19 protein-coding genes and 1 pseudogene are annotated in these 22,483 nt (G+C 69.7%); 12 read left to right on the forward strand and 8 right to left on the reverse strand.

Annotated features, from left to right (window positions below):
- Window positions 1–69: 69 nt before the first annotated feature.
- Genes STROP_RS04175 through deoC form a run of 5 tightly spaced genes read right to left on the reverse strand, consistent with a single transcriptional unit; the run spans window position 70 to window position 4,728 of the window.
- Window positions 70–975, reverse strand: a complete 906-nt coding sequence (locus STROP_RS04175) for a M56 family metallopeptidase (RefSeq protein WP_011904735.1) — start codon at window positions 973–975, stop codon at window positions 70–72.
- 8 nt (window positions 976–983) lie between these two features.
- Window positions 984–1,418: a BlaI/MecI/CopY family transcriptional regulator gene (locus STROP_RS04180; RefSeq protein WP_011904736.1), complete on the reverse strand. Its 435-nt coding sequence runs from the start codon at window positions 1,416–1,418 to the stop codon at window positions 984–986.
- Between the two features lie 31 nt (window positions 1,419–1,449).
- Window positions 1,450–2,289: an aldehyde dehydrogenase family protein gene (locus STROP_RS04185; RefSeq protein WP_011904737.1), complete on the reverse strand. Its 840-nt coding sequence runs from the start codon at window positions 2,287–2,289 to the stop codon at window positions 1,450–1,452.
- Window positions 2,282–3,712, reverse strand: coding sequence for an aldehyde dehydrogenase family protein (locus STROP_RS04190; RefSeq protein WP_011904738.1), 1,431 nt, complete (start codon window positions 3,710–3,712; stop codon window positions 2,282–2,284). The genes STROP_RS04185 and STROP_RS04190 overlap by 8 nt, the downstream gene beginning before the upstream one ends.
- Before the next feature lie 5 nt (window positions 3,713–3,717).
- A complete protein-coding gene (deoC, locus tag STROP_RS04195) occupies window positions 3,718–4,728 on the reverse strand; it encodes a deoxyribose-phosphate aldolase (protein WP_011904739.1) in 1,011 nt (336 codons plus the stop codon).
- A 125-nt stretch (window positions 4,729–4,853) separates the two neighbouring features.
- Here deoC and upp point away from each other — a divergent pair, with 125 nt between their 5' ends.
- Window positions 4,854–5,486, forward strand: a complete 633-nt coding sequence (gene upp / locus STROP_RS04200) for a uracil phosphoribosyltransferase (RefSeq protein ID WP_011904740.1) — start codon at window positions 4,854–4,856, stop codon at window positions 5,484–5,486.
- A 110-nt stretch (window positions 5,487–5,596) separates the two neighbouring features.
- Here the strand turns inward: upp and STROP_RS04205 are convergent, their stop codons facing one another.
- Window positions 5,597–7,288 (reverse strand): phospho-sugar mutase, encoded by a 1,692-nt coding sequence (locus tag STROP_RS04205; protein ID WP_028564049.1) that lies wholly within the window; start codon window positions 7,286–7,288, stop codon window positions 5,597–5,599.
- Window positions 7,289–7,335: 47 nt separating this feature from the next.
- Window positions 7,336–9,324, reverse strand: coding sequence for a serine/threonine-protein kinase (locus STROP_RS04210; protein ID WP_187151580.1), 1,989 nt, complete (start codon window positions 9,322–9,324; stop codon window positions 7,336–7,338).
- Window positions 9,325–9,528: 204 nt separating this feature from the next.
- On the opposite strand from STROP_RS04210, the gene STROP_RS04215 reads away from it, so the two are divergent.
- The 4 genes from STROP_RS04215 (at window position 9,529) to STROP_RS04230 (ending at window position 14,711) form a co-directional block, all read left to right on the forward strand.
- Window positions 9,529–11,112, forward strand: coding sequence for an acyl-CoA mutase large subunit family protein (locus STROP_RS04215; protein WP_026274797.1), 1,584 nt, complete (start codon window positions 9,529–9,531; stop codon window positions 11,110–11,112).
- 617 nt (window positions 11,113–11,729) lie between these two features.
- On the forward strand, window positions 11,730–12,989 hold the full coding sequence (locus STROP_RS04220; RefSeq protein ID WP_026274796.1) for an amidohydrolase: 1,260 nt from the start codon (window positions 11,730–11,732) through the stop codon (window positions 12,987–12,989).
- 160 nt (window positions 12,990–13,149) lie between these two features.
- Window positions 13,150–13,779 (forward strand): MBL fold metallo-hydrolase, encoded by a 630-nt coding sequence (locus tag STROP_RS04225; RefSeq protein ID WP_011904745.1) that lies wholly within the window; start codon window positions 13,150–13,152, stop codon window positions 13,777–13,779.
- A gap of 5 nt (window positions 13,780–13,784) precedes the next feature.
- Complete coding sequence (locus STROP_RS04230) at window positions 13,785–14,711, forward strand: hypothetical protein (RefSeq protein ID WP_011904746.1); 927 nt, start codon at window positions 13,785–13,787, stop codon at window positions 14,709–14,711.
- Between the two features lie 99 nt (window positions 14,712–14,810).
- Here STROP_RS04230 and STROP_RS04235 read toward each other — a convergent pair whose 3' ends face one another.
- The gene (locus tag STROP_RS04235) at window positions 14,811–15,266 is read right to left on the reverse strand and encodes a gamma-glutamylcyclotransferase (RefSeq protein WP_011904747.1); all 456 of its coding nucleotides are present in this window, start codon (window positions 15,264–15,266) and stop codon (window positions 14,811–14,813) included.
- A gap of 106 nt (window positions 15,267–15,372) precedes the next feature.
- Here STROP_RS04235 and STROP_RS04240 point away from each other — a divergent pair, with 106 nt between their 5' ends.
- From STROP_RS04240 to thrS, 7 genes and pseudogenes are all read left to right on the forward strand, one after another.
- Entirely contained in the window at window positions 15,373–16,776 is a 1,404-nt protein-coding gene (locus STROP_RS04240) for an NAD(P)H-quinone dehydrogenase (RefSeq protein WP_011904748.1), read from the forward strand.
- Between the two features lie 395 nt (window positions 16,777–17,171).
- Complete coding sequence (locus STROP_RS04245) at window positions 17,172–17,783, forward strand: hypothetical protein (protein ID WP_037342447.1); 612 nt, start codon at window positions 17,172–17,174, stop codon at window positions 17,781–17,783.
- 585 nt (window positions 17,784–18,368) lie between these two features.
- Entirely contained in the window at window positions 18,369–18,866 is a 498-nt protein-coding gene (locus STROP_RS04250; protein ID WP_011904750.1) for a GNAT family N-acetyltransferase, read from the forward strand.
- Window positions 18,867–19,131: 265 nt separating this feature from the next.
- Window positions 19,132–20,340 carry a helix-turn-helix domain-containing protein gene (locus tag STROP_RS04255; RefSeq protein ID WP_011904751.1) on the forward strand — a complete coding sequence of 403 codons (1,209 nt, stop codon included), beginning with the start codon at window positions 19,132–19,134 and terminating at the stop codon, window positions 20,338–20,340.
- A 147-nt stretch (window positions 20,341–20,487) separates the two neighbouring features.
- Window positions 20,488–20,718 carry a hypothetical protein gene (locus STROP_RS25540; RefSeq protein ID WP_080516563.1) on the forward strand — a complete coding sequence of 77 codons (231 nt, stop codon included), beginning with the start codon at window positions 20,488–20,490 and terminating at the stop codon, window positions 20,716–20,718.
- Window positions 20,718–20,951, forward strand: a complete 234-nt coding sequence (locus STROP_RS25545; RefSeq protein WP_026274793.1) for a hypothetical protein — start codon at window positions 20,718–20,720, stop codon at window positions 20,949–20,951. Before STROP_RS25540 ends, STROP_RS25545 begins: the two co-directional genes overlap by 1 nt.
- 233 nt (window positions 20,952–21,184) lie before the next feature.
- Window positions 21,185–22,405: pseudogene (gene thrS / locus STROP_RS04260) on the forward strand (threonine--tRNA ligase); the annotation flags it as partial.
- Window positions 22,406–22,483 lie beyond the last annotated feature (78 nt).

Genomic DNA, 22,483 nt, shown 5'->3' on the forward strand with positions numbered 1-22,483 from the left:
GTCCCCGGAACACCCACCAGCACATTTCGCAAAGCCTAGTCGGGCCGGAATCCGATGGTGCCGCTGCCATCAACTCAGGAACAGCGACACCGGTAGGGCGACCAGCGTGGTCGTCACTGCTAGTGCGGCGGTGCCGACCAGCCGGGGCGGTCGCCCCGACTCCAGCAGCCGGTGGACCCGCAGTTCGAGGTCGTGGTCACCGATGCCCAGGGTGCCGGCCGGGGCGAGCCGGTCACCAGCAGCGGCGAACCGGCGCAGTGCGCCCGCCAGGGGTGCCTCGGCGTGTAGCTCGCGGGCCTTGTCATCGGCACGCATCTCGACGAGCAGGGCGACTCGCTCGTGTGCGTCCCGTACCCAGCGGAACCAGGGCAGCACCCGGCGGAGCGCGGTGAACGGCAACAGGACGAGATCGTGCCGTTCCTGGGCGTGGGCCCGCTCGTGGGTGAGTACGGCCGCCAGTTCGGCCTGGTCCAGCAGGTCGAGGGCGCCGGCACTGACCACGACCCGAGGCCGTACCCCGGGCAGGCAGTACGCGGCCGCGCTCGGATGGTCGAGCACCAGCGCACCGGGCACCGTCGGATCCTGCCGGGCCACCAGCGTGAGCAGATCCCGATGGCGGCGTTGGGCCCGGACGGCGCTGTGCAGGCTGCGGAGGGTGGTGGTGAACAGCACGACGCCGATTCCGCAGCCGAGACCGACGAGCCCGAGCTGGAGCGCGTTTACCCTAATCGGTGCGGCGCCGCCGCGCAGCTCCCCGGCGAGGGCCCAGAGGGCGCTTCCGGTCGGCAGGTCGTATGCGGCCAGGCCGAGGGCCATCGGGAGACCCATCGCCGCCAGGCCAGCCGCCAGGCCGATCGCCTGCCAGCAGAGAATGGCCACCCGCGGGCTACGCCAGGTCCAGGTCGAACGGGCCATCACCTGTGCGGTTAGCCAGCAGGCCAGCACCGCGAGCCCGAAGTGCAGCGCGTACGTCATGCCTGCGCCTAGCGCTCCGGCGCCTTGGCAGCCGGTGTGACGGGGGTGGCCGGTGTGGCGGGGCTGGCCGGCGCGCTGGGCTCGCCCGCCGCGTTCAGCGCGGCGCGCAGCACCTCCGCCTCGGTGCCCGTCACCGATCGGGCGAAGCGCACCAGGGCGGCGTCTCGACTACCGCCGAGGTCCAGCGCGTCGAGCATGAGTTGGGCGATGTGCGCCTCCCGGCTTGCGGCGGCCCGGTACCGCCAGGCCCGCCCCTCGCGTTCCCGTAGCACCATGCCCTTGCCGGAGAGCCGGTCCAACACGGTCAGCACGGTGGTGTAGGCCAGCTCGCGTCCGGCGAGGGCATCGACGACCTCCCGCACCATGAGCCCGTCTGATCTGCCGGGGAACAGGTCCCACAACACATCCATCACTGCGCGTTCGAGCTCGCCGAGCCGGGTCACCCGGTAATCCTACCCTGCGTAGTAGTGCCGGCTACCCACCCTTGGGGTGCCAGACCGTCTTCGTCTCCAGCAGGGCGGTCATCCGGGCCAGGCCCGGATCGGCGTACCAGTCGTGGTTGGCCGGGACCGGGCGCAGCACCCGCTTGAGGTTCTCCGCCGCCCTGACCTCCAGACTCGTCGCCAGCTCGGCGTCGGCCGCGCCCGTCAGGTCGAGGGCGTTGACATCCCGGTGGCCCGCCAGCGACGGGACCGTCTCCTCGAGACGACCGGTCAGGATGTTGACCACACCGGCGGGTAGGTCGGCGGTGGCCAGGACCTCGGCCAGGGTTACCGCGGCGAGGGGGTGGGTGGGCGAGGCCGCCACGACCACCGTGTTTCCGCCCACGATCGCCGGGGCGATCACACTGACCAGGCCGAGCAGCGCCGGCGCCGCGGGGGCCACCACGGCCACCACACCGGTTGGCTCCGGCGTCGACAGGTTGAGGTACGGGCCAGCAACCGGGTTCGCGCCGCCTCGCACCTGGGCCAGCTTGTCCGCCCAGCCGGCGTACCAGACCCATCGGTCGGTCGCGGCGTCCACCTCGTCGCCGGGGACGCCCAGGGCCACGAACTGCTCGCGCCGGCCCTCCAGCATCTCGGCGGCGCGGTAGAGGATCTGACCCCGGTTGTACGCGGTCGCGCCGGCCCAACCCGAACCGGCGGCTCGGGCCGCCACAACAGCGTCCCGTGCGTCCTTGCGCGAGGCGAGCGCCACGTTGGCGGTACTGTTCTCACCCGACTGCACGAGATATGACCGTCCCGACTCGCTGCGCGGGAACTTCCCGCCGATGTAGAGCTTGTACGTCTTTCGTACCGCGACCCGCTCAGACATTCAGGTATGCCTCCAGCCCGTGCCGGCCGCCCTCGCGACCGTAGCCCGACTCCTGGTAACCGCCGAACGGCGAGGTAGGGTCGAATTTGTTGAAGGTGTTTGCCCAGACCACGCCGGCGCGGAGCCGGTCGGCCAGCCACAGCATCCGGGAGCCCTTCTCCGTCCACACGCCGGCCGAGAGCCCGTACGGCGTGTTGTTGGCCTTCTCGACGGCCTCGGCGGGGGTACGGAAGGTCAGCACGGACAGCACCGGGCCGAAGATCTCCTCGCGGGCGATCCGGTGGGCCTGGGTAACACCGGTGAAGATGGTGGGCGCGAACCAGAAGCCACGGTCGGGAAGCTCGCACGGGGGCGACCAGCGTTGGGCGCCCTCGGCCGTGCCGGCGTCGGAGAGCTCCCTGATGCGGGCCAGCTGCGCCGCCGAGTTGATCGCCCCGATGTCGGTGTTCTTGTCCAGCGGGTCACCGACGCGCAGCTGGGCCATCCGTCGTTTGAGTGACGCCAGCACCTGGTCGGCGACCGACTCCTGAAGCAGCAGGCGGGAGCCGGCGCAGCAGACGTGCCCCTGGTTGAAGAAGATGCCGTTGACGATGCCCTCGACAGCCTGGTCCACCGGGGCGTCGTCGAAGACGATGTTGGCGGCCTTGCCGCCCAGCTCCAGGGTGAGCGTCGTGTCGGTGCCGGCGACGGCGCGGGCGATGGCCTTGCCCACCTCGGTGGAGCCGGTGAAGGCGACCTTGTCCACGTCGTGGTGCTCGACCAGTGCCCGGCCGGTCTCGCCCGCGCCGGTGACGATGTTTACCACTCCGGCGGGGAGGTCGGCCTGCTGGCAGATCTCGGCGAAGAGCAGCGCGGTGAGCGAGGTCGTCTCCGCGGGCTTGAGGACCACGGTGTTGCCGGTGGCCAGGGCTGGGGCGATCTTCCACGCCAGCATGAGCAGGGGAAAGTTCCACGGGATGATCTGCGCGGCCACCCCGAGCGGCTGTGGGTCGGGCCCGAACCCCGCGTGGTCGAGTTTGTCCGCCCAGCCGGCGTGGTAGAAGAAGTGGGCGGCGACCAGCGGAAGGTCGACGTCCCGGGATTCCTTGATCGGCTTGCCGTTGTCCAGCGACTCCAGCACCGCCAGTTCGCGGGAACGCTCCTGGATGAGGCGGGCGATCCGGAACAGGTACTTGGCCCGGTCCCGGCCCGGCATCGGGCCCCAGACCCGGTCGTACGCGGTCCGCGCGGCACGGACCGCGCGGTCGACATCGTCGACGCCGCCGCTGGCGACCTCGGCGAGAACCTCCTCGGAGGCGGGATTAATCGACGTGAGGCTGCCGCCGTCGATCGGGTCAACGAACTCACCGTCGACGAAGAGCCCGTACGCGGGCTGGAGCCGTACCACCGAGCGCGACTCGGGGGCGGGGGCGTATTCGAACATCGCGCTCAGTCCTGGGTGAAGTAGTCGGGACCGGCGTAGTCGCCGGTCGTCAGTTTGGTGCGCTGCATCAGCAGGTCGTTGAGGAGGCTGGAGGCGCCGAACCGGAACCAGTCCGGGTTCAGCCAGTCCGGGCCGACGGTCTCGTTGACCAGCACGAGGTATCTGATGGCGTCTTTGGTGGTCTTGATGCCGCCGGCCGGTTTCACGCCGACCTGTCGTCCGGTCGCGGCACGGAAGTCCCGGACCGCTTCCAGCATCACCAGCGTCACCGGCGGGGTGGCCGCCGCCGGGACCTTGCCGGTGGAGGTCTTGATGAAGTCAGCACCGGCCAGCATGGCGAGCCAGGACGCGCGGCGGACGTTGTCGTAGGTGGACAGCTCCCCGGTCTCCAGGATCACCTTGAGGTGGGCGGTGCCGCAGGCCTCCCGGGTGGCCACGATCTCGTCGTAGGCCTCCTGGTATCGGCCGGTCAGGAAGGCGCTCCGGTTGAGCACCATGTCGATCTCGTCGGCGCCGGCCGCGACCGCTGCCCGGGTGTCGGCGAGCTTGACCTCCAGCGGCGCCTGGCCGGAGGGGAAGGCGGTCGCCACGCTGGCCAGGTGCACCACGCCGGCGCCGGCTGGCGCTGCTCCGTCGCCGGCCGCTCCTGCCCCGCTGGCGGGCCCGCGGAGTACCTCGGCCACATGCGGGACCATCGACGGATAGACGCAGACGGCGCCGACGTGCGGACAGGACGGGTCGGCGGGGTCGGGGCGGAGGGCCTTGGCGGCGAGTGCCCGAACCTTGCCGGGGGTGTCGGCCCCTTCCAGGGTGGTCAGGTCGACCATTCGGATTGCCAGGTCGATCGCCCAGGCCTTCGCCGTGGCCTTGATCGAACGGGTGCCGAGCTGCGCCGCCCGCTGCTCCGCGCCGACCTGGTCCACGCCGGGCAGCCCGTGGAGGAACGCCCGGAGAGCGGTCTCGGATCGTCCCAGCTCGGTCAGGTCCGACCGGGCCGACATCGCTGTCGCCGTCATGACCCGGAGTCTACGCCGGAGCTCCAGAGCGCGATCTTGGTCATGGTGGTGGCGGTCAGCGCCAGCGACGCCGATCCGGCCACACCGAGGATGCCCAGGGCCGTGGGCGGGTAGGTTGAGCGACCGTGGAAGTACACGTCATTGACCACCCGCTTGCCCAGGCGCGGCTGACCGCGATGCGCGACGCCCGGACGGACTCGGCCTCGTTCCGCGCCGCGCTGCACGAACTCACCACCATGCTGGTATACGAGGCGGCCCGCTCCTTCCCCGTCGAGCGCTACCCGGTGCAGACCCCGGTCACCGACACCCAGGGCACCCGACTCGCCAATCCGCCGCTGCTGGTGCCGGTGCTGCGCGCCGGCCTCGGCATGGCCGACGCCGCGCTGGGCCTGCTGCCGGAGTCGTCGATGGGCTTCGTCGGCCTGGCCCGGGACGAGGAGACCTTCGAGCCGCGCGCGTACATGGAGTCGCTCCCGCCTGACCTCACCGGGCTGCCGGTGCTGGTGCTCGACCCGATGCTCGCCACCGGTGGCTCGTTGGAGCACTGTTGCCGGCTGCTCGCTGATCGGGGGTGCACCGACATCACTGTGCTCTGCGTGCTCGCCGCGCCTGCCGGAATTGACCGGCTGGACCGCTCAGGTCTGCCCCTGCGCCTGGTGACGGCCGCGGTCGACGAGGGCCTCAACGACCGTCGGTTCATCGTCCCCGGCCTGGGTGACGCCGGTGACCGGCAGTTCGGCGGGATGCCCCGCTTCTGACCGGTTGGGTCAGGTCGGTGTTGGGGGCGGCCGGCTCCGCCACTGTCGCGCTGCCCCGCGCGTGTCGACCCCTGGGCGCGGGGCAGCCCGCTGCCGAGGATCGGGCCGCCCTACACCCCCAAGCTGGCGGCGATCTCGGCGCGCAACTCGGCGACGGCCGTGGCAGCGTGGCGGCGGGCCGCGGCGATGTCACCCGCCACGACCGGCTGCACCACCTCCAGGTACGCCTTGAGCTTCGGTTCGGTGCCGGACGGACGGATCACCACCCGGGCGGACGCGCTGCGCAGGATCACCACATCGGCCGCCGGGAGCAGGTCCTGGGACTCGATGAGCGGCTCCCCGAGCAGCGTGCTCGGGGTCGCGGCGCGGATTCGGGCCATCGCATCTGTGATCACCTGTAGGTCGTCCACCCGTACCGAGAGCTGGTCGGTGTGGTGCACGCCGAACTCGGCCGCCAACTCGTCCAGCCGGTCGGCGAGGCTACGCCCCTCCGCCTTGAGCTCCGCGGCGAGTTCGGCGATGGTCAGCGCGGCGGTGATGCCGTCCTTGTCCCGGACATGGTCGGGGGCGACGCAGTAGCCCAGTGCCTCCTCGTAGCCGTAGACCAGCGGGGTGGACCCCCCGCCGGCCCGGACGATCCACTTGAACCCGGTCAGGGTCTCGTCGTACGGGAGGTCGCGGGCGGTGCACATCGCGCGCAGGAGCGCCGACGACACGATCGTGGTCGCGTAGAGGCCGGTTCGGCCGCGTCGCATCAGATGGTCGGCGAGGAGCGCCCCCACCTCGTCACCACGGAGCATCCGCCACCCGGGGGCGTCCCGGTTCGCGGCCGAGTTGGCCGGCTCCCGGATCACCACCGCGCAGCGGTCCGCGTCCGGGTCGTTGGCGATCGCGATGTCGGCACCGGTCTCGTCGGCCAGGGCGGTGAGCCGGTCAACGGCACCGGGCTCCTCCGGGTTGGGGAAGGCGACCGTGGGGAACCTCGGGTCCGGTTCGGCCTGGTCCGGCACGAGCGGTGGGGTGGGGAAGCCGGCGCGGGTGAACGCCGCGGTGAGCACCGCTGCGCCGACTCCGTGTAGCGGCGTGTACGCCACCTTCAGGTCGCGCGGCCCGCCCGGTGCGATCACCGCGACGGCCTGCTGCACGTACGCCTCCACCAGGGTGTCGTCGAGGAGCTGCCCGCGAGGGCCCAGTGGTACGTCTGCCAGCGGGCCGACCGCGCGGATGGCCGACTCGATCTCGGCGTCCGCCGGCGGTACGATCTGCGCCCCCGCGCCCAGTGCACCACCGAGTTGGGCGCCCAGGTAGACCTTGTAGCCGTTGTCCTGGGGCGGGTTGTGGCTGGCTGTCACCATCACCCCGGCGACCGCCTCGTGCTGGCGCACCGCATGGGCCAGCACCGGTGTCGGCAGCGGCCGGGGGAGCAGCAGCGCCGGACGGCCAGCGCCGGTGGCGACCTGCGCCGTCCGTTCCGCGAAGGCGCGGGAGCCGGTTCGGGCGTCGTACCCGATCACCAGTGGGCCGGTGCCACCCTGGGCTGTCAGCCAGGCGACCAGCCCGGCGGCGGCCTGCGTGACCACGGCGAGGTTCATTCCGTTCGGGCCGGCGCGCAACGGGCCGCGTAGGCCTGCGGTGCCGAAGGTCAGCGGGCCGGCAAAGCGGTCGGCCAGCTCCGGGGCGCTGGCCGGAAGCCGGTCGAGCACCGCCTGTAGCTCGGCGCGGCTGGCCGGGTCCGGATCGTCATCGAGCCACCGTTGGGCCTGCTCGTGAAGGTCATTGAGGTGCTGGTGATCCGCCGACATGCCTCTTGATAGCACGTCGGCGGATCACCGCGTCGGCTTGCCCAGGCTCAGCTGGCCGCCGCGAGCTCGAAGGACTTGACCATCTCGTCGAAGATCGGTCGACTCTCCTCGAACCGGGCATCGGTGGTGGTCAGATAGAACGAGTACGACCGGCCATCGTGGGCGACGCCACGCCAGATGCCGTGCCGCATCTCCTCGCCCTCACCACAGGTGTATTCGAACTCGGCCGCCGGCTTGCCGGCCAGCTCCGTCTCGACGTCCATGGTGATCTGGCGGTACGGCTTCACACAGGAGGTGGAGCGGGTCTGCAACCCGTTCTCGGCGACCTCTACCCAGCGTTCTGAGGTGTTGGTCCAATTCTCGGTGATGACGCGGACCCTGCGGCCTTGGTCCTCCGGGTCGACGTAGTCGGTGTACAGCCCGCCGACCTTCTCCTCCCAACCCTTCGGCACCAGAACCCGCACCCCCCGCGCCGAGTGCTCCATCAGCTCGGGGAGCTCGACGGCCGGAGTGGTCGCTGTCGGGGCGGCCTGTGGTGCGATCGGCGTCTCCGGTTCGTCTCCGCCCGTGAGGGTGAGGACCCCGATCAGGAGCACCACGGCCAGCCCGCCCGCGACGGCGACCTGGACCTTGCCCGGCCAGCCCTTCACCCGTCGAACGAGTTGGTCGCCGGTGGCCCGCGCCCTACCGGCGAGGCCGCCGGCCGGTGTCGGGGTCGGTGCCGGCGGTGTGCTGGTCCACGCCTGACCAGTGCCCGGAACCGACCACTGCGCCCCGCCCCCGGTGGGGGCGGCCGGGCCCGGGTAGCCGTCGATGCGTTGGGTGACCTCCCGGCCGTAGGTATGGCTCGGCGCCGGCATCGCCCCGGTCGGAGTGTTCAACCGGCCGGCGAGCGCGTCGGCGCTGGTGTCCTCCAGCGCGGCGGGGGTGGCCCGGGACTCCACCGGGGGGCGCTCACCCCGGCGCAGCGCGGCCAGTCGGTCGGTGAGCGACTCACCGGCCGCGAGCATCGCTCGCCCGCCGATCGTGCCGCTCGGCCCCGGCTGGGCGGGCTGAATCGGTTGAGCTGGTGGGGCCGGCTGCGGGATCGCGGCTGGTCGCTGCTGGACCGACACCACCGAGTACGGGTCGGTCACCGAGTTCACCGCAGTCGCGGTGCTGGTCAGCGGGCCGGCGAGCAGTTCGCGGAGCATGGCCCGGGCCGTGTGCACCGGCAGCCGGCGGTCCGGGTCCTTCTCCAGCAGCCCCATCAGCACCGGCACCAGCGGACCACTGCGCTGGGGCGGGGCGGGCGGGTCTTCGACGACCGAGTGCATCGTCTCGATCGGGTCGCCCTTGTCGAAGGGCGGGCGACCCTCGACGGCCGTGTAGAGGGTCACTCCGAGGGAGAACAGGTCGCTGGGTGGCCCGAAGTCCTGGCCCATCGCTCGTTCGGGGGAGATGAAGTGTGGCGAGCCGAGCACCATGCCGGGTGTGGTGAGCTGCACGTCGGTGGGCATCCGGGCCACCCCGAAGTCGGTCAGCACGCAGCGGCCGTCCGAACAGATCAGCACGTTGGCAGGCTTGACGTCACGATGCAGCACGCCGATCGCGTGCGCCACCTCGAGCGCACCGAGCAGCGAGACGCCGATCTTGGCTACCACCCGCTGGGCTAACGGTCCGTCTTCGATCACCATGTCCGCGAGGCTGCGGGAGTCGAGTAGCTCCATCACGATCCACGGCCGGCCACCCTCGGTGACCACGTCGTAAACCTGGACGACGGCGGGGTGTTGGATCGCTGCCGCGGCACGGGCCTCGCGCAGGGTGCGTTCGTACATGGCGTCGCGGTCCGAGGGGGCCAGCCCTTGGGGTAGGACGACCTCCTTGACGGCCACGTCTCGGCGCAGGAGTGTGTCTGCGGCACGCCAGACCGTGCCCATGCCGCCGTTGCCCACCGCCGAGCGCAATGAGTAGCGCCCGCCGATGATGGTGTTGGGTGTTGCGCGGTCGCTGGGAGGACTGACAGGTCCGCCGCTCCACGTCGGGATTTGAGTCACTGAAGAGCCACCGGGGGATTTCGAGGGGGGCTGGGACACAACCCCCCTATCTTGCTGGGTCGGATGCCCGTTGCGAAAGCTGACGCGGCGGACATTTGGCAAAGTCGACGAAGCGTGTCCGGCCGGGTACGCCGGGTTGGTCAGGTGGGGGCGTGTGCCCAATCCCTCATCCGGTGCCGGAGCAGGTGGTCTTACCATCCGGTAATGAGCGAACGGCGGTCAAGCGAGTCCGGTTTCCCGATCCAGGGCGTCTACACGGCGCCCGACCTCCCGGAGGACCTGGACTCCCGGCTGGGCGGCCCGGGGGAGTACCCGTACACCCGCGGGGTCTACCCCACCATGTACACGGCGCGTCCCTGGACGATGCGCCAGTATGCCGGCTTCGGAACCGCCGCGGAGTCCAACGCGCGCTACCACCAGCTGCTGCGGGCGGGCACGATGGGGCTCTCCGTCGCCTTCGACCTGCCCACCCAGATGGGGTACGACTCGGACGAGCCGATCGCGCACGGTGAGGTCGGCAAGGTGGGTGTCGCCATTGACTCCATCGAGGACATGCGGCTGCTCTTCGACGGCATCCCGCTGGACAAGGTCTCCACGTCGATGACGATCAACGCGCCGGGCTCGGTGCTGCTCCTGCTCTACCAGTTGGTCGCCGAGGAGAACGGCGTGCCCGGGGCGGCGTTGAACGGCACGATCCAGAACGACATTCTCAAGGAGTACATCGCCCGCGGGACGTACATCTTCCCGCCGAAGCCCTCGCTGCGCCTGGTCGCGGACACCTTCGCCTACTGCCGCGCCGAGGTGCCGAAGTGGAACACCATCTCCATCTCCGGCTACCACATGGCCGAGGCGGGAGCGTCACCCGTTCAGGAGATCGCGTTCACCCTGGCCAACGGGGTCGAGTATGTGCGCGCGGCGATCGCCGCCGGGCTCGCGGTGGACGACTTCGCACCCCGGCTGTCGTTCTTCTTCGTCGCCCGCACGACGCTGTTGGAGGAGGTGGCGAAGTTCCGTGCCGCCCGGCGGATCTGGGCGCGGCTGATGCGGGACGAGTTCGGGGCGAAGAATCCGAAGTCGATGATGCTCCGCTTCCACACCCAGACCGCCGGCGTGCAGCTCACCGCCCAGCAGCCGGAGGTGAACCTGGTACGGGTGGCGGTGCAGGGGCTCGGCGCGGTACTCGGCGGAACGCAGTCGCTGCACACCAACAGCTTCGACGAGGCGATCGCGCTACCGACGGAGAAGGCCGCCCGGCTCGCGCTGCGAACGCAGCAGGTGCTCGCCTACGAGACGGATCTGACCGCCACGGTTGACCCGTTCGCCGGTTCATACGTGGTGGAGGCGATGACGGCCGAGATCGAGGCCGCGGCGGAGGGGTTGATGCAGCGGGTCTTCGAGCACGGGTCGGCGGTTGAGGCCATCGAGGTCGGGTTCCAGAAGCGGGAAATCGAGCAGTCGGCGTACCAGATCGCGCAGCAGATCGACTCCGGCGAGCGGGTCGTGGTGGGCCTCAATCGGTTCGCGGTGGACGAGGAGGAGCCGTACGAGCCGCTGCGGGTCGACCCGGCGATCGAGGTCGCGCAGGCTGAGCGGCTGGCGACGTTGCGGGCCGAGCGGGACGCTGGGGCGGTCGAGCACGCCCGGGCGCAGCTGCGGGCGGCGGCTGAGGGAAGCGGTAACGTGCTCTACCCGATGAAGGAGGCGCTGCGCGCTCGTGCCACGGTTGGCGAGGTCTGCGGCACGCTCCGTGAGGTCTGGGGGATGTACCGCCCCTCTGACCGTTTCTGACCACGCCTCACCCCCTCGCCCCCTCACCGTCGCCCGCTGCCGCGCTCGCGGCTGCTGCTCGTTGGTGCCCGCTGCTCGTTGGTGCCCGCTGCCCGCTGCCCGCTGCCCGCTGCCCGCTGCCCGCTGTCCGCTGCCCGCTGTCCGCTGCCCGCTGACGGTCGCTGCTGCTCGCGGGCTGGGTGGGGGTGTTCTGGTGCGTAGTGGGCGGCAACCGCGGGTAACCCGTTCGAGTGAAGTAGACGCACACGGTGTGCGGTCGGCTACCGGACGAACGTGTGAACGTCTGCGGGCCCGGTCGTCGAGTGTGGCTACCAGTTGTCGGAGTGCCCGCTTCCAGAACGGACTAATGCCACAATTCGGATGACGGGTCTCGAGTGTCGAGAATAAATTCCGCTCGCGGGAGTCGGTTACGCGTTGTAGGAGGTGTGGGGCAGATGGCAGCGTTCAACCGCGATCTACCTGCTGTCCCGCCGATGCACGGGCGCCCCGAGCAGGGCGTACGTGACGCAGAGCGCCCCGATCGCTACCAGAACGAGGTTGCGCAGCGTCACCGTCGGAGGTCTAGGCTATCGGCGGTTCCTGAAGATTCATCCATTCCTAGTGATCGAGAATTCGACGTGACGAGTGCGTTGACGCTGCCAAGTAGTGGCCAGCTGGCGTCGTCCTGGACGGAGGCGCCTGCCGGCTCCCAGCCCCTACCCCTCAACCTGGACCAACTCCTTGCGCTCCGGGTGTCGGGCCTGATCGCCACCCGCCGGCAGATTCACTCGCATCCGGAGCTCTCCGGCGAGGAGTTCGAGACGGCCGCCCTGATCGCCCGGGAGTTGACCCAGGCCGGGTTGCGACCCCGGCTGCTCCCCAAGGGCAACGGAGTCATCTGCGACATCGACGGACGCCCGGACGGCCCAGTGATCGCGCTCCGGGCCGACATCGACGCGCTGCCGTTGACCGACTCCAAGGACGTACCCTTCCGCTCCACCGTTGACGGGGTCTGTCACGCCTGCGGCCACGACGTGCACACCGCGGTCATGCTCGGCGTGGGAATGCTCCTCGCCCGCCTCGCCGAAGCGGGTGAACTGCCCGGCCGGGTGCGCCTGATCTTCCAGCCGGCCGAGGAGATCCTGCCCTGCGGGTCGCTCGAGGTGATCGAGGCCGGCGGTCTCGACGAGGTGGTGCAGATATTTGCGCTGCACTGCGATCCGAACCTGCCGGTCGGTGAGGTTGGCCTCCGGGTCGGTCCGATCACCGCTGCCGCCGACAACGTCACCGTTCGGTTGACCGGCCCGGGCGGGCACACCGCCCGCCCGCACCTCACCGTCGACCTGGTTGACGCCCTCGGCCGGCTGATCACCGAGGTGCCGGCCCTGGTCGCCCGGCGAGTGCCGGCCAACAGTGGACTACTGCTGGTGTTCGGCCACGCCTCGGCCGGCACCCGCTACAACGTCATCCCGTCGGAGGCCGGCGCCTCCGGGACGCTGCGCGTGATGGATCGGGACACCTGGGCGATGGCCCCCAAGGTCGTCGCCCAGGTGGTGCAGGACGTGATCGCCCCCACCGGTGCCACCGTGGATCTGGACTATCAGCGCGGCCGACCGCCGGTCAGTAACGACCCTCAGGCCATCCAGGTCCTCGCCGCCGCCACCACCGCCGCGCTCGGGCCGGCAGGCATCGCGGAGACCCCGCAGAGCATGGGGGGCGAGGACTTCTCCTGGTATCTGGAGTACGTCCCCGGCGCCCTGGCCCGACTCGGTGTCGGCCGCTCCGGCCCGAACGTCGACCTCCACCGCGCGTCATTCGACCCGGACGAGCGGGCCATCCCGGTCGGCGTTCGGCTCCTGGTGCAGACCGCGCTCCAGGCGCTCGCGGCTGCCGGCTGACAGCGGGCGGAGCGGCCCCCGCCGCGGCCGGGCCGGCATCGACTCCCAGCCCCGGGACGACTCGGACGGCAGGGACGATCGGTCAGTCGGGACGCGATACGGCGTGCCTTCCGGCAGACTGCGCTGAGGAGGTCACGTTTCGATTCTCGAGGAGTCACGAATGCGCCTGACCAAGTACGCGCACTCCTGCATACGGGTGGAGGACGAGGGCGGGGTGCTGGTCGTGGACCCTGGGGTCTACAGCGAGCGCGCCGCGTTGGACGAGGTGGACGCTGTGCTGATCACCCACGAGCACCCGGACCACGTGGACGTGGCGGCCCTGACCGAGCAGCACGACCGGGAGCCGTTCGTCCTGTACGGGCCGCCGTCGCTGGCGGCTGCGCTGGATGGCCTGGTCACCGCGTTCGTCCCGGTGGAGGCGGGGGCGGAGTTCACCGCAGCCGGGGTCGCGGTCCGCGCCTACGGCGGCCGACACGCCGTGATCCACCCCGACCTACCGGTGGTGGAGAACCTGGCGTATCTCATCGACGACGTGGTATTTCATCCCGGCGATTCCTTCGTCGTGCCGCAGGACGTGCCGGTCGACACGCTGTTCCTGCCGATCCACGCGCCCTGGGCAAAGTTCTCCGAGTCGCTGGACTTCCTCCGTGCCGTCGCACCACGTCGGGCGTACGCGCTGCACGACGGGTTGCTCAACGACCGCGGCCTGGACGTGCTCCACAACAACTTCGCCCGCCTCTCCGATGTGGACTATCGGCGGCTCGTACCGGGCACCCTGATCGACGCCTGAGCCGCATGTCTGGTCCGGCCCGAGAGCTGGTACGGCAGCTCTATCGCACGCCGCCCGACCGGTTTGTGGCCGCCCGGGACGAGGCGGTGGCCGAGGCGCGGCGGAATGGCGACGCACCTGGCGCGCGGGAGATCGCCCGGCTTCGTCGCCCCACGGTCGCGGCGTGGCTGGTGAACCTGCTCGCGTTGGAGCGACCAGAGCTCGTCGCCGACCTGGGGCAACTCGCGGAGTCACTCCGGTCGGCCCAGCGTGAGCTTCGCGGCGCGCGACTGCGGGAGCTCTCCACCCAACGGCGGGCCGTGGTCGGCGCGCTGCTCGCGGAGGTCCGCAGTCTGGCGACCGGGGTGCCCGGCGCTCCGCCGGCTGGCAAGCTTCCGCTCGGTGAGGTGGAGGCGACGCTCAACGCCGCGCTCTCCGACGCCGAGGTCGCCGAGCAGGTGCGCTCGGGCCGGCTGCTCCGGGCCGCCAGCTACGCCGGCTTCGGCGAGGTGCCTCGGCCGCAGCTGCGCCTGGTCACCGACGACGAGTCGGAGCCCCCGTCCCGGATGCCGGGAAGCGACCGGTCAGCGCCCCGGGCCCGACAGGCGGAGTGGGCCGCGCGCGCCGAGCGGGAGCGGCGACGCCGAGCGTTGGCGACGGAGTTGGTGAAGGCGCGTACTGATCAGGAACGGGCTGAGGCGGAGCTGGCCGGTGCCGCGGACGCCGAGCAGGGCGGGGTGGATGACCTCGCCGCGATCGAGACGGAACTCGCCGAGTTGGAGCGGCAACGGGCCGTCGCCGAAGAGGAACTGAGCCGGGCGAAGTCGGTGCGGCGGGCGGCTGAACGGGCGGTCACCGTCGCTCGGCGTCGGACCGGCGAGGTCGAGGCCGCGGTCGAGGCGTTCGCCGAGGAGGAGGGGGAGGCCGACTCACGCGGGTCGGCCGGCACCTGAATGTGTGATTGACGACGCACGGCGGGGCCGGCTCGTTGCCCGATCGGGGGCGATAGCAGACTGGGGTCCGTGCGACATGCCCCGACAGACTGCCGCCCGTCAGGCCGACGCGGTGCCGGTGGGGCGGGAGCGCAGTCCTGTGACGTAGTCGTCCGGCGCGCCCGCCTTCTCGGCGGCGTTGGCGATCTCCGAGAGGTACCACGAGGTCGGCAGGCCGCCCTCGTAACCGTCGAAGACGTAGATCCACGCCGTCACGTCGCCGGCCAGGGCCGACACCCGCAGGTGGAGTTTCTGGTAGGTGCCGGAGGTCACGCCCTCGATCTCGTCGAGCTGCGCCGCGTCGTACGGGTGGATGTCGTAGACCGCCACGAAGACGCGATCGCCGGGAGACTCCACCACGGTGCTGACCGCGCCCTCCCAGCCGATCACGCCTTCACCGGCGAAGGTGAGCCGCCAGCCTTCGAGCCAGCCGGTGCCCACCATCGGCGAATGCGGACAGTAGGCGCGCATCCGGGCAGGGTCGAGGTTTGAGCCGTAGGCGGCGTAATGACGCACGACGATGACGATAGCCCGGCCGGCGGGTAGGGGAGAATACGACGGTGCGTGTCGGATGCGTTCGGGAGAAGAAAGTCACTGTGAGCATGGACGGGGAGTGAGCGTTGTGAGCCGGATCGTGATCATCGGCGGGGGGCCGGCCGGTTACGAGGCGGCGCTGGTCGCCGCCCAGCTGGACGCCGATGTCACCGTGGTGGAGGCAGACGGTGCCGGCGGCGCCTGTGTGCTCTCCGACTGTGTGCCATCGAAGACGTTCATCGCCAGCTCACAGGTGGTGACCGGGTATCGGGACACGGAGGAGTTCGGGGTTCACTCGGACGGGCTGGAGGCGGTCACCGTTGACGCCCCGGCGGTGCACACACGGGTCAAGCGGCTCGCACTCGCGCAGTCTGCCGACATTCACGCCAAGTTGGTCAAGGCCGGGGTGACGTTCGTCGCCGGCAGTGCCCGACTCGGTGAGGACACGCTCGGTCACACCCACCGGGTGATCGTCACCCCGACGGACGGCGGCGCGGAGTACCGGATCGACGCCGCCACCGTCCTGATCGCCACCGGGGCGACTCCGCGCCAACTCCCCACCGCGATCCCGGATGGCGAGCGCATCCTCACCTGGCGGCAGGTGTATGACCTCCACGAGCTGCCCCGGCACCTGGTCGTGGTCGGCTCCGGCGTCACCGGCGCCGAGTTCGCGAGCGCCTACCTGGCGATGGGGATCGAGGTCACCCTCGTCTCCAGCCGGGACCGGGTGATGCCGCACGAGGACGCCGACGCGGCGATGGCGATCGAGCGGGTGTTTCGCAGCCGGGGGATGAGCATCCTGAACAACTCTCGGGCCAACGCCGTTCGCCGGATCACCGACGGCGTCGAGGTCGAGCTCTCCGACGGGCGCCGGGTGCACGGTTCGCACGCGTTGATCGCGGTGGGCTCCATTCCCAACACCGCCGAACTGGGGCTGGCCGAGTACGGCGTCGGGCTGGCCCGGGGTGGGTACGTCGCGGTCGACCGGGTGTCCCGGACCAACGTGCCCGGCATCTACGCGGCCGGGGACTGCACCGGGATGCTGCCGTTGGCCAGCGTGGCCGCGATGCAGGGCCGGATCGCGATGTGGCACGCGCTCGGCGAGGCGGTTCGTCCGCTGCGGCTGCGTACGGTCGCGGCGAACGTCTTCACCGATCCGGAACTGGCCACGGTCGGTGTCTCCCAGGACGAGGTGGACGCGGGGAAGGTCCCGGCCCGGCAGGTCATGCTGCCGCTCGCCGGCAACGCCCGGGCGAAGATGGACGAGGTCCCCGATGGCTTCGTCAAACTCTTCTGCCGGCCCGCCAGCGGACAGGTGATCGGTGGCGTGGTGGTCGCTCCGAAGGCCAGCGAGCTGATCCTGCCGATCACGATGGCGGTGGAGAATCATCTGACAGTCAACGAGCTGGCTCAGACCATCACCATCTACCCCTCGCTCTCCGGCTCCGTCACCGAGGCCGCCCGACAGTTGATGCTGCACGAGCCGGAGTGACCAGGTCCGCATCCAAGGCATGGTTTGCCCCCTTTTGTTATCTGGTGCTTACGCGGTTCTTCGTCACGGCTTCCAGATCGAGGACCCGCCCAAGTGCCACACCCTGCGCTCTCCGTGTGGGCAGCACCAGCGACAGTTCCACCGCACGCCGTCCAGCAGGCACTACGGCAACCATGCGCTCAAGTGGGCGGCACGCAAAGGACGACGACCAGGACGGAGGGCCGTCTGAAGCAATCTGCGGCGCGACATGCGAAACGTTCTCTTGCGCCACCAACGCGGACGTGACCTGGGCGTGCATCGCGGATCGGGTGCTGCCGTCACATCGCCCCTATCGCTATGCGGAGCGGCCCATCCGGGGAGGCACGCCACCGTGGCGGCTATGCGATGATCAGCTGATGCTGAAATCGGCAGTTCGGCTGTGGGTCGCCGCGCTCACGTCTACCCTCGCACTCACCGCCTGTGCCAGCGGTCCCAGCGTGGCGGTGGCCGATCCGACACTCTCCACCTACCAACTGGTCCACGATCTGTGCGCCAAACTCGACCCCACGCACCTGACAGAACTCGGAAGCGGCGAACCGGCAGTACGGAACTGGCCGGACAGGCCAGATTCTCCCTCGAAGAAGTGCTCGCTCAGCGCGGTCACCCGGGGGGCCCGTGCCTCCATGTACACAGTCCAGGTCACCACGGGCTTACTCGAATCGGCCGACCAGGGGCCGGATGAGCCGTGGGCCTGGCCGGGGCCTGATGCAAGGGGTGTCTGGCGAGACGTTCCAGAGTTGGAGGGATCGGCGCGAGTATGGCTCACGCCAATCGACGATCTAACTGATCCACCGCCACCCTTCACCGGACCGACACAGGCCAGGACCACCGAGCTACGCGCCTACCACGACAACGTGTTCATTTGGTTGCGGATCATGTTTACCGCGGAACACGTGCCGGATGACTCGACCACCGAGGCCGTCGCGGTGGCATACGCGCACCAGACTCTGGCCCTCATGCGCTCCTAACTAGGCCCTACCGCGGTGGGGTGCTCATCATTCAGCTGCCGCCTCGGAGGGTTTGTCGGGAGGCGACGAATGAAAGATCGACAATCTACCATTCCGTGGTAGGGGAGTGGGCCGCGCCAGTTAATCGGAGAAAGGGAAGGGTCTGCGTCGGGTGGATTACTCCGACGCAGGCCATACTCTTTATGAGTAGCTACTGCTGTTTACCTTAACCATCTTGCCGACGGCTATACTTGTAAGGATCTTCTGCTGGTAGCACGCATTGTGATCCCACTCCGTATAGTGGTTAAGTATCCTTGATTGCCTGCCAAGCTATTTTGAGGTTGATCGCGGCTGCACCGCAAATCCGTATTGCAATGGTCCTCACTACGGGTGCCCGCAGTCTCGCGGAAAAATCAACGGATATGGCTGACCTGCGGAGACGTAGGAGTCGATGATTATCACAGTGATGCTCTCCACTGCGTTCACGGCGGATTTGTCCGGTGAGCGTAGTGGAGGACGCCGCCGATCCTGTCGCGTGCCGATGCCGGCATCGCCTGGGCGGTTAATGTGTTGCGTCGGTCGAAAGGGGCGGCAAGGATCGTCGACATGCCGCAGGTGGAGATCGAGATTCGGCCCTACACCAACGACGACTGGGATGCGATCGCGCGCATTCACGACGCCGCGCGACGTGACGAGTTACGCGGATCTGCCGGGCTCGAGGCTTTCCTGACCCTTGCGCAGACCGCCGAGGAAGAAGGGCTTTTCGACGGGCATCTATGGGTGGCGGAGGTCGGTGGCAGCGTAGCCGGCTTCGTCGCACTCGACGACGACGAAGTAACCTGGCTGTACGTCGACCCGCAACGCTACCGGCAGGGAATCGGCAGGGCGCTGCTGGGTCACGCGGTCGCCGCCGCCGGGCCCCGGGTCGAGGTCACCGTGCTCGACGGTAACCCGGCCGCCGAGGCGCTCTACGCCAGCGAGGGGTTCACCGTCACGCAGACCCGGACCGGCCCGCTGGTCGGCAACGAGGCGTTCACTGCCACGGGTCACATCATGCACCTCGACAAGTCCGACGGGAGTCGCCCCTTGGTCCTGGGCACTTGAGCCTTGGATCGTGATGGTCCGGGGGGGGGGATCAGGGTTCCTGACAGGCGGTGAACAAGCACTACCCCGCTGCGTTCAAGGCCGACGCGGTCGCGTTGTATCGGTCTCGGCCGGGGGCGACGATCGCACAGATCGCTGACGTGAGTTCCGATGTTCTTGAGAGGCGAATACGCGACAGATCGTTTACACGACCCTGCCAGTCGACTAGGCATTCCACTGAGGGGTATCGTTGTGGTACATCGTGTACCCAGCACGGAGGTGCCCTGTGGTTGACCAGCAGATCATTCCCGGGGAGCGGGTTGAACGGCTTCGTCGGGCAGCGGGGCTGTCCCGCGAACGCCTCGCTGGTCTCGCGGGTCTCAGCGCGACCACCGTGAAATTCATCGAGAACGGCCGGCGATCGCTGACCTTGCGGGCGGCGCAGCAACTTGCTCCGCACCTTGGCGTCCGTGACCTCGGCGATCTGTTTGGTCCTCAGGTTTCCATATCCCTGGATGGCCGGCCCAGCCATCCCGCCGTTGACGACGTCCGTCGGGCGCTTACCGCTTGGCAGGTCACTATTACTGGTGAGCCCGAGTCCACTGACTACCTGCGTGGCGCGATTGACGCTGCCTGGCAGACGTGGCACACCAGCCGCCACCAGCGTACCGAGGCCGGTCAGTTGCTACCGGGGCTACTGGAGGCGACTCAACGCGCCACCCGGTTGCACCGGGGAGCGGATCGACGTGTCTCCCTGGCGCTGCTCGCCCAGGCCTACCACCTCGCCCAGGCGTACCTGGCCTGGCATGGTGACCGCGAGCTGTGCTGGCTCGCGGTTGACCATGGTATGACCGCTGCCCTGGATGCCGACGACCTGCTGGCAGTTGGGCAGTCCATTTGGTATGCGGCACACCTGCTTCGCGCCACCGGTCGTGGAGACGATGCTGTGGAGCGGTTGGGTGAGGCACGTGCGCTGATCGAGCCGCATGTGGCGGACGGCGGTGTCGAGTGGGCGGAAATGCTTGCCGATCTGCATCTTTGCACCGCACTAACGAAGGCACGAATGGGCGATCAGGGGGCCTGGTCTGACTGGGACACCGCCCGTCAGGTCGTGGAACGGGCACTACCCAGTGGGTTCGTCGGGCTGCGCACTCGGGTGTCTCGTCCGCTGGTTGACGTCTACGCGGTGATGTGCGCCGTGGACCTGGGCGACCCGGACGAAGCCCGGCGTCGTGCCCACACCCTCGACCCGGCATCGATTCCGTCGACCGAACGCCGCGGGCGGCACTATGTGGAGTTGGCCAGATCAGCTGACCTGGAAGGGGCGCGTGAGGCGACGCTGCATCTGTTGACCAGGGCTGAGGCCACCAGCCCAGAGACTGTGCGGTACTCGCCGGCGGCACAGGACATGCTGGGGCGGCTGGCACGAGAAGCGCCGGCCTCGGTGCGGGCGGAAGCAATGGATCTTGCCCAACGCATAGGTGTGGTCAACTAGGTACCTCCTGTCACCGGGTACGTGATGTACCCCTCCGGGCGACTCGGCGCGGCTTACCGTCCTGCCCGGTGGCGGCAGGAGAGTCGTACTGCATAGGGCCGCGACGTTCACGCCTGCCTGCCACGTCCACCGACGAGGGAGGCGACCGTGACCAAGATCCGCAACGCCTGGCGACGGCTCATTGGCCAGCCGGCACCGGCAGCGCCTGGCATGCGCCGCCGAAAGCGTTGCTCCCCAGGTTTGGATGCTCTCGGTCCCGCTACCCGTTATGCGGCGCGGGCGGGCGCCTACTCCCCGCTCTGTGACCAGTCGACCGTGATTTTCGATTCGCGCCCGTTGATGACTCCGTTGGCCCGTCAACGGGCCTGCTCCCGGTGATGGCCACGGTCGGCCGGCGGCCAGTGGCGAACGGCCTGTCGGCGGTGCAGCTGCGTAACCGGATGATCCTGTCCGCTCGGCGGATCATCGTCGAGCACTGGCCACGCGTTGATCAGTGTCCGGTCTGCGGTTGTGGGTGGCCGTGTAGGCCGACCAGTACCGCCTACGACTACCTGACCTCGGTCGGTCAGGGCTGTTGGGTGCCTTCTGCTCGTTCGCGGGCTCGACGGTGAGTCTGGCCGGCATCGGGTCGTCGCGGCCGGAGGTGGGTCAAATTCGGGTGCGGGCTCGGCACTGCTCGCCGTAGCCTCACCCCATGCATGCTGCGGTACGGAACACGACGCCGGGGAACCCCGGCGTGCCGCACTGACTTCTCCGTCAACGAGGCCCCGGGGCGAACGCCCCGGGGCCTCGGTCGCGTTCCGGGTACCGATCGCTCCGACGGCCGTACCCGAATCGGGAGCGCGACATGATCGACCACCGTAGGCTCGGCCGGGATCTGGGCCTGTTCACCTCCGACCCGCTCGCCGGTGCGGGGCTGCCGCTCTGGCTGCCGGCCGGGGCGGCGGCCCGGCACGCCGTCGAGGAGTATCTCCGCGACCTTGAACGCCAGGCCGGCTACCAGCACGTCGTCACCCCGCCACTCGGTCGGCGGGAACTCTTCGAACGCTCCGGGCATCTTGACCACTTCGCCGAGGAGATGTTCCCACCGATGCGGCTGTCGGCCGACGACGAACTCGTGCTCCGCCCGTCGCTCTGCCCACACCACGCGTTGGTCTACCGGTGCCGGGGACGATCCTGGCGGGACCTGCCACTGCGGATCGCCGAGATGGGCGGCATGTACCGGGCCGAGCGCTCCGGTGTGCTGGGCGGGCTGGCCCGGGTGCGGGCGATCTCGCTCAACGACGCCCACAACTTCTGCGCCCTGGAGCAGGTCGGGGCGGAGGTAGCGGAGATCCTTCGGCTGATCCGCGTGGCACACGCCGCCCTCGGCGTACGGCCGGCGGGTTTTCGCCTGTCGCTGCGGGGTTCGGGTCAGCGCTACGTCGGTGAAGAGGACGACTGGGCGCGGGCCGAGGAGTTGCTCCGCGCCGCGCTCGACGGGGTGGAGTACACCGAGGACGTCGGTGCGGCGGCCTTCTACGGACCGAAGATCGACATCCAGGTGGAGGACGCCGCCGGTCGGGAGTGGACGCTCTCCACCGTCCAGCTCGACTTCGACAAGCCGGAGCGGTTCGATCTGTCGTACATCGACTCCGGTGGTGCCCGGCGCCGGCCGGTGCTGGTGCACCGCAGTCTCGTCGGGAGCATGGAGCGGCTGTTCAGCTACCTGATCGAGGTGCACGAGGGGGCTTTCCCCGTCTGGTACGCGCCGGTTCAGCTGGTGGTCCTGCCGGTCGCCGCCGCGCAGGACGGCGCGGCTGACGAGGTCGTCGCCGCAGCGCGGGCGGCCGGACTGCGGGCCGAGGTGGACCGAAGCGGGTCGCTGGGCGGGCGTATCCGCGACGCGGCGCAGGCCCGGATTCCGTACGTCGCGGTGGTCGGCCCGCGAGAGGCCGCGGCCGGACACGTGTTGCTGCGGCTGCGGGATGGCCAGCACCTGGCTCCGCTGCCGGCCGCCGATGCCCTCGCCCTGGTTGCCCGGGTCGTCGCGACCCGCTCGCCGAAGCTCCTTCCGCCGGGCTGAGCGGCCGGCCGATGATCGCCGGTAACCCGGGGTGACCCGGGTTACCGGCGGGATTCGGCCTTGGCGACCCGACGGAAT

Origin of the sequence: Salinispora tropica CNB-440 (assembly GCF_000016425.1) — a bacterium.
In the GTDB taxonomy this organism is placed as follows: Bacteria; Actinomycetota; Actinomycetes; order Mycobacteriales; family Micromonosporaceae; genus Micromonospora; species Micromonospora tropica.

What these genes read in the sequence shown, in the direction of transcription:
- STROP_RS04175 (WP_011904735.1), bottom strand. Translation starts at nt 975, where the DNA reads ATGACGTACGCGCTGCACTTCGGGCTCGCGGTGCTGGCCTGCTGGCTA.
- STROP_RS04185 (WP_011904737.1), bottom strand. Translation starts at nt 2,289, where the DNA reads ATGTCTGAGCGGGTCGCGGTACGAAAGACGTACAAGCTCTACATCGGC.
- STROP_RS04190 (WP_011904738.1), bottom strand. Translation starts at nt 3,712, where the DNA reads ATGTTCGAATACGCCCCCGCCCCCGAGTCGCGCTCGGTGGTACGGCTC.
- deoC (WP_011904739.1), bottom strand. Translation starts at nt 4,728, where the DNA reads ATGACGGCGACAGCGATGTCGGCCCGGTCGGACCTGACCGAGCTGGGA.
- STROP_RS04205 (WP_028564049.1), bottom strand. Translation starts at nt 7,288, where the DNA reads ATGTCGGCGGATCACCAGCACCTCAATGACCTTCACGAGCAGGCCCAA.
- STROP_RS04215 (WP_026274797.1), top strand. Translation starts at nt 9,529, where the DNA reads ATGAGCGAACGGCGGTCAAGCGAGTCCGGTTTCCCGATCCAGGGCGTC.
- STROP_RS04225 (WP_011904745.1), top strand. Translation starts at nt 13,150, where the DNA reads ATGCGCCTGACCAAGTACGCGCACTCCTGCATACGGGTGGAGGACGAG.
- STROP_RS04230 (WP_011904746.1), top strand. Translation starts at nt 13,785, where the DNA reads ATGTCTGGTCCGGCCCGAGAGCTGGTACGGCAGCTCTATCGCACGCCG.
- STROP_RS04245 (WP_037342447.1), top strand. Translation starts at nt 17,172, where the DNA reads ATGCTGAAATCGGCAGTTCGGCTGTGGGTCGCCGCGCTCACGTCTACC.
- STROP_RS04250 (WP_011904750.1), top strand. Translation starts at nt 18,369, where the DNA reads ATGCCGCAGGTGGAGATCGAGATTCGGCCCTACACCAACGACGACTGG.
- STROP_RS25545 (WP_026274793.1), top strand. Translation starts at nt 20,718, where the DNA reads ATGGCCACGGTCGGCCGGCGGCCAGTGGCGAACGGCCTGTCGGCGGTG.